The sequence below is a fragment of the Paramaledivibacter caminithermalis DSM 15212 genome (genome assembly GCF_900142245.1).
Lineage (GTDB): Bacteria > Bacillota > Clostridia > Peptostreptococcales > Caminicellaceae > Paramaledivibacter > Paramaledivibacter caminithermalis.
Genome location: NZ_FRAG01000103.1, coordinates 1 through 5,887 on the forward strand (window position 1 = coordinate 1; position 5,887 = coordinate 5,887).

Here is a 5,887-nt window from a genome sequence, read left to right on the forward strand (position 1 = left end):
ATATCAGAAATAATAGATAAATATAAATTTGATGCAAAAATAACAGAAGAAGACATAATAAAACTTATTAAAGAAGAGAAAAAAAATATAAAAGAGAAATTCACCTTATTCCGAGAAAGAATTCGTTTTTTATCAAAAATAATCTATATGATAGAAAACGGACAAGATATTATTGACAGTTTGCAATTTCATAATATAAACGAAATCGGGATTATAAATAAAAACTATATATATATAGTTTACAAAGGGAGAAAAATTTGGCTTTCATTTTTAAAAATTTTAGACAAAGCAATACTAGAAAAAATACAAAAAAAATCGACACAAAATAAAAAACCCCAATTTGACACTTCAAATCCCATTGTAATAGCCAGTAAGAATAATGGCAACCGAGTTACAGTAGCAGGATATATAGCAACCCCAGATGAAGAAGAAATGTACTACAATGAAAGAATTTTTAATTTAAAAAAGATAACATTAGAAGAAATGAGAGATAAATATAAAACAATAAATGAACCTATTTATAAATTATTAATGCTAAATCAAAAAGGTAGAGGTACACATTTAATAACTGGTTCAGATATGGGAGTAGGAAAAACTACATTTTTAACAAGCATGATGGAAAAGATTCCTGATAAATGGGGGATAGGAATTATTGATACTCAAAATGAAATACAGGCAAGAAACAAATATCCATGGAAAAATATTATAACACTCATAGAAAATCCCCTTATTAGTATAGAAGAATGTTTTGAATATATGCTTAAAATGGCAAGAGATGTGTTATATGTTGGTGAAATAGTAAACCCTCAAGAGATAGCACAACTTATAAATGCAAGCTTAAGACTTAATGCAGGGGCAGGAGCAACACTCCATAGCAAAACACCCTTTGAAGTTGTAGCCAATTGCAGAAATTTAATGATGAGAACCACCATGTACGATAATTCAATTATTGCTGAAACAGATATTGCTAGAGCCTTAGATCTAATAATTCACTTAGAAAAGCACCCCAATGAAAAAGGCAGGATAATTGTTAAGAACATAGTAGAAGTTGAATATATAGAGAAAAACATTGATACAAAAGTAGTTTTAGAAGGCAGCAAAGAAGAAAAGATAAATAACATATTAAATCTAGCACAACTAGCACTACAAAAGTACCTGCAACCCAAATTATATAGATACAGAGAAATATTTGAATATAAAGCTAATAAAAATATATGGATTTTAAAGAATCTTCCTTCTAATGAATACTTTAAAAAGATAAGTAACTTTGTATTAGAAAAAGAGATACAGGAATTCAAAAATAACCTACAACCAAAAGGATGTGACTTAATATGACCTTTATAAATAACATTTTAACAGGCTATAAACTTCTCTATGAAAAATTTATAAGCAACCTTAGTTGCACAGATTACATATGTATATTATTTACACTAATAGGACTTAATATACTAATCTATCTAGTATTTCAAAAAATACTTGAAAGACATAAGAAAAGAAAATATTTAATAAGAAGAAAAAACTTTAATATAGAAAAATATCTAACAGAAATATTTTCAAAAAATAAATTTATAGAAAAGCTTGTAATAAAAATAGCATATAAAATCAGTATTTATAATACGAAAAACTTTAGGAAAAACAAAGAATACGCTTCAATAATTTTCAGCTTAAGTATTTTAATGCTAAGTATTTCAATGCCAACTATATTAAAAATAGCAGATGATGTTTGGTACGTGGCATTGGTATATTTAATAATACTAATTGCCTTTATATCGTTAACAATTTATTTTTTCAGTATGAAGGCAAAAACCAAATTCACAAATGAATTACCTAAGTGTTTTAGGCTAATCAACTCTAGATATATAGATACAGACGATATTTTAAAAGCCATAGATTTAACCATTGATGATGTAAATAATGCAGTAAAGAGAGAACTAATAAGAATACATGATGCCTTAAAATTTCATTCACAAAAAGAAGTAAAGGATACCTTTGATTTTATAGACAGTATCTATAAAGACAGATATCTGACGATTCTTCTAAACTTAATATATCAAGGATATTACAAAGGAGGAAAAGAAGGAATAAAGGAAGAATTTGAGGAAACTACAGAAGAAATATTAATAGACCTTGAACACCAAAAAGATTTAGCTATGGTTACAAGGGCATTTATTGGACTTAGTCTAACATATCCTATAATTTTATTAGGGGCAAAAAAATTTAATGAAAGAGCACTTGGCAATGAATCAATAATTTTTTACAATACACCCCTTGCAAAGGGGTTTGAAATTTCCATTTACATGTTAATCTTAATACTTATAGGAATTTTATGTTTTGAAGAGAGGGCAGTTTGATGATTTTAGATAAATATTTATACATACTCCCTATAACAATAGCTATTATTACAATAGCCTACTATATGTATGAAAAACAATGGAGATTTAAAATAAGAACCATGAGAGAACTGAAAAAAGAAGGAATAATAAATGTTGCTATAGATACCATAAAAAAATACACAACCCCAAAAAAAGATGGCAAAATATACAACTATTACAAAAAAAGACTTAAGTATACAAAATGGAAGGTGGAAAATTTTTTCTTTACTAAGGTAACTATTATCCTTGCAGTAGTTATATTAATTACTCTAATTAGGATAACCAACATATCGATTTATACAGATAAAATATTTAATGAATATGAATATAAATCTGATTTTATATATTCATACACCAAAGAAAATATAGACAAAATAAAGGGCTTAAAACAAGAAATAAAATATCTAAGATTAATACTTAATGACATGTCAAAAAAAGAATTTAAAAAAAACAATAAAGAAAGTATTGAAGGGAAAATATTACATATTATGAGTAAAAACAAAGAAAAACTAGAAATCAATGCAGAAATAGCAGCAAATAAAATATACTTTAGACTTAAAGATTATTATGAAATTAGAGAAAATAACTACATTTTATATTTTATAATTACATGTACAATTTACTTTATTCCAGATGTAATCCTTAGTATATATAACATATTTGTAAAGAATGAAGCAAAAAGAGAACTATATTTTCTAAAAAAACTAATGATAGTAAATGGTAGCGTCAAACCCATATCATATCTAGAAATTCTAGAAATTCTTATAGAAAAATCAAAGTACTATAAAAAAATGCTTATGGAAATTAGAAACCTAAATTTAAGAAATACGATAGATAATATAGATATTTACAAAAAACATATAAGGATAGATGAAGATTTAGAAGGAAAACTTTTTTTAGAAAAATTAAATCAAGCCAATAATGTAGACCTTGACCAAGCAATTAACTCCCTAAAAATTGATTTTAAAATACAAAGAAAACAAAAAAACAGGCAGGTTAGGAAGCAAGTTGAAATCATTGAATTAACTGGAATAGCAGGATCTATCATAATATTCACATTAATGACAATATATATGCTATTGATTTGGATGAAAATGTACAATTTAAGCGAAATACTTTAGAAATTAGGGTGGTTAAAATGAAACAAATAGTTATAAATACACTTTTTAGCTGTGTGATATTAGGGCTTGTAATAATAGGTATTGAACTATACCGAACTAATATGACTATTCTTACAAATGCAGTAGATGCTACCGATGATACAGAAAAAATTGCTGAAACAGATATTTTAAACTTAAATAAAGATGAAGTTACAGGAGGTGATGTGATATCAAGCATTAGATATTTTAAGGATTATAGCAATGTAACTATAAGAGTAGAAAAAAAAGGAGGTAGCACTAAAAATTATACAACACAAACCTATAAAGAAGAAATTTTCCCAATTAACTACGAAAGCATTTTTGATTCTCTAATTGAATATCAAGGAGAAAAAATCAAAAAAATTACTTATACAGAAAAATAATGTAAATATGAAAGGATGATAAAGCTATGAGAGATGTTGTTATTTTTATACTATTCTTAGTTTTAGCACTAGGGCTATTTAGCTATGCTGTATTAGGTCAAGCTGCAGGAGCTAGAGAAATGAGTGCCAAATCAGAAATCGAAATGAACAAAGTAAGTATGCTTATAGATGACGTTGAAACAGTAACAGGAAATACCGTTAAAAGCTACTATAACAGAGCTTTAAATGATGACGATTTAACAGTTGATATTGATGATGAAGATGGAGATAAATTAGAAATAGATGAAGTTGTAGACGGTGCAATGTTCAAAATGAAAAAAACTTATAATGAAGATGGAGTACTTAGCAGAGTCGACTTTGATAGAATTGACATGAGCAGCAATTAAAAAATTTTTTTAATCCCCACCCCTTTTTTAGAGGTGGGGAAAAGATTGTTTTTCAAATTAAAAAAGTTGAATGGAGAGTAGAACTATCATGCTAGGTAGGACAATAGCAAATCTATTAATTATAACAATGATACCATTTATAATAATTTTATTTTCCACATACTACATGCATGTACATATAAGTGAAAGAATAAATGAGATAAATTACAACATAATAGAAGTTGTAGCAACCTCGGGAGAATTTACCAATGAAACCTACAATACCCTTAAGGACAGTATAAATAGATATGGGGATTACAAAATAAAGATAAGATACGATAAAAAGATAAAACCTGGAATATATGATACCTATTTTGATAAAGCAGATATAATTGACCAAAAGTTTAAAATAGGAGATAAAATAACTATATATTTAGAAGATAAAAAGCTTTCATTATTTGGAAGACTAATCAATGCTTTCTTCTTAGGATTTAGACCAGAAAACTATATAGATGTACACATAAAATCTATTAAATCATGTGTTGTGGTTAATAATCCGTCAGTTAATTAATTCCAAGGAGATTGGTACTATGGGAGAAATAAAGTTTTTAATTATATCTCTAACTCTGACAGTATTTTTAAGTATACCTACAATTATGATGATATCCAATAATCAAAATAACTATGGAATAAAACAAAATCTAAACCTCGCATCTAAAGTAATAGCTGATTCTATTGATAAAAACCTACCTAATATAGGGAATTTAGCAAAAGGAGATGAAAAGAATACCTATTTAGATATAGGAATTGATAAAAAAAGATTACTTGAAGAATTTTATAATGTCCTATATATGAATACAAAGGATAAACTAAAATTTCATAAAATAAAGGACTCTATAAAAATGAAATTTGTGGTATACCATGACAAATTCTTTATAGCCAATAATGATGATAATTGGAGCCAACCTTTCTTTTTCACAAAGAAGGTTGGGAATACAATAGTCTACTTAAATATTAAAAACGATATGGCTTACTATTATGACTTTATAGGGAATAAAATATATAAGCCTATTTCTAACTTTTCTATAACTAAAAAAGAAAAAAACCAAATTATTATAGATAAAATTAATTCAAAGATTGCACAAATCACTTCAGAAAAAAACCTCAGAAAAGGATTAGGCATTAGAATACTAAATCCTGAGGATAGTGATAGCAAAATAAAAAATCACTATTTTAATGTCTTAGAAGGTGTGACATTCTTTGTGGTATATGCAAAAAATAGATTATTTACATCAAACAAATATGAATTCAACTATAAAAACTATAATGTAGCAGGATATACAGTCAAAGATTTGAGTCAAGAGTGACGATTTTTTTGACCCTTTTTTTGTGTTCTGGGTATGTGTAGTAATTAGGTAATAACTAAAAAACAATAATAAAAACACAAAAAAATCAAGCATTTACAAATTTCTACACAATTTTTACAAAAAATGTATTATATTTATTAGTATATAAGCTTTATATAAATAATAAAACCAAAAAAAGTTCAGGAAAGGAAGATTTTTTATGAAAAAAATAATATCAATGCTAATCACTATAACCCTAATAGCAGCAAGTATAGCCTTTGT

The 5,887-nt window shown here is 26.3% G+C and carries 7 protein-coding genes; all 7 read left to right on the forward strand.

The window, feature by feature from the left end; all coding sequences use genetic code 11:
* Window positions 1-1,335: P-loop NTPase family protein (locus BUB36_RS18265; protein WP_073153630.1), on the forward strand; the 1,335-nt coding region annotated here is incomplete at its 5' end.
* Window positions 1,332-2,351, forward strand: a complete 1,020-nt coding sequence (locus BUB36_RS18270) for a hypothetical protein (protein ID WP_073153633.1) — start codon at window positions 1,332-1,334, stop codon at window positions 2,349-2,351. The genes BUB36_RS18265 and BUB36_RS18270, both read left to right, overlap by 4 nt.
* Window positions 2,351-3,493, forward strand: a complete 1,143-nt coding sequence (locus BUB36_RS18275) for a hypothetical protein (RefSeq protein ID WP_073153636.1) — start codon at window positions 2,351-2,353, stop codon at window positions 3,491-3,493. The genes BUB36_RS18270 and BUB36_RS18275 overlap by 1 nt, the downstream gene beginning before the upstream one ends.
* Window positions 3,494-3,510: 17 nt before the next feature.
* The gene (locus BUB36_RS18280; RefSeq protein WP_073153639.1) at window positions 3,511-3,894 is read left to right on the forward strand and encodes a hypothetical protein; all 384 of its coding nucleotides are present in this window, start codon (window positions 3,511-3,513) and stop codon (window positions 3,892-3,894) included.
* 26 nt (window positions 3,895-3,920) lie between these two features.
* Window positions 3,921-4,280 (forward strand): hypothetical protein, encoded by a 360-nt coding sequence (locus BUB36_RS18285; protein WP_073153642.1) that lies wholly within the window; start codon window positions 3,921-3,923, stop codon window positions 4,278-4,280.
* A gap of 70 nt (window positions 4,281-4,350) precedes the next feature.
* Complete coding sequence (locus BUB36_RS18290; protein ID WP_073153645.1) at window positions 4,351-4,830, forward strand: hypothetical protein; 480 nt, start codon at window positions 4,351-4,353, stop codon at window positions 4,828-4,830.
* A 19-nt stretch (window positions 4,831-4,849) separates the two neighbouring features.
* Complete coding sequence (locus BUB36_RS18295) at window positions 4,850-5,626, forward strand: hypothetical protein (protein WP_073153647.1); 777 nt, start codon at window positions 4,850-4,852, stop codon at window positions 5,624-5,626.
* Window positions 5,627-5,887: the final 261 nt, after the last annotated feature.

Coding starts and splice junctions, on each gene's coding strand:
- BUB36_RS18270 (WP_073153633.1), top strand. CDS start 1,332: ATGACCTTTATAAATAACATTTTAACAGGCTATAAACTTCTCTATGAA.
- BUB36_RS18275 (WP_073153636.1), top strand. CDS start 2,351: ATGATTTTAGATAAATATTTATACATACTCCCTATAACAATAGCTATT.
- BUB36_RS18280 (WP_073153639.1), top strand. CDS start 3,511: ATGAAACAAATAGTTATAAATACACTTTTTAGCTGTGTGATATTAGGG.
- BUB36_RS18285 (WP_073153642.1), top strand. CDS start 3,921: ATGAGAGATGTTGTTATTTTTATACTATTCTTAGTTTTAGCACTAGGG.
- BUB36_RS18290 (WP_073153645.1), top strand. CDS start 4,351: ATGGAGAGTAGAACTATCATGCTAGGTAGGACAATAGCAAATCTATTA.
- BUB36_RS18295 (WP_073153647.1), top strand. CDS start 4,850: ATGGGAGAAATAAAGTTTTTAATTATATCTCTAACTCTGACAGTATTT.